This is a genomic window from Pseudomonas sp. PDM22, assembly GCF_014851965.1.
Lineage (GTDB): Bacteria > Pseudomonadota > Gammaproteobacteria > Pseudomonadales > Pseudomonadaceae > Pseudomonas.
The window spans coordinates 1-506 of the sequence record NZ_JACVAR010000032.1 but is presented as its reverse complement, the minus strand read 5'-3'; the positions used below and the strand labels follow the sequence as shown (position 1 = coordinate 506).

The 506-nt window shown below is 65.4% G+C and carries 1 protein-coding gene; it reads left to right on the top strand.

What is annotated here, in order from left to right; genetic code table 11:
- Positions 1 to 506 (top strand): Ig-like domain-containing protein (locus IB255_RS30505; protein ID WP_192211289.1); only part of this gene is annotated, 506 nt, incomplete at both ends.

The window sequence follows — 506 nt, the reverse complement described above, 5'->3', positions numbered from 1 at the left end:
GGCAAGGCGAGCGGCGAGTTCCAGACGGGCGACGTGGTGAGCTTCAAGCTCAATGGCACCACCTACAGCGCAGCGGTCGACAAGGACGGCAACTGGAGCGTTTCGGTCTCCGGCGCCGACCTGGCGAAGGAAACCAACATCCACGCCACCCTGGTGGCACATGACACCGCCGGCAACGTGGCCGACGTGGTGGCCGACCATGGCTACAGCGTCGACACCACCGCACCGGTAGCGACCCTGACCATCAACGTGGTGGCCGGTGACGACATCGTCAACCTGGCCGAATCGCAGACCCAGCAGATCATCAGCGGCAAGGCCGCCGGTGAGTTCCAGGCTGGCGACGTGGTCAGCTTCAAGCTCAACGGCACCGACTACAGCGCCACCGTCGACGGCTCGGGCAACTGGAGCGTGAAGGTAGAAGGCAGCGACCTGGCGAAGGAAACCAACATCCATGCCACCCTGGTGGCCCACGACGCGGCAGGCAACAGCGCCAGCGTGGTGGCGGA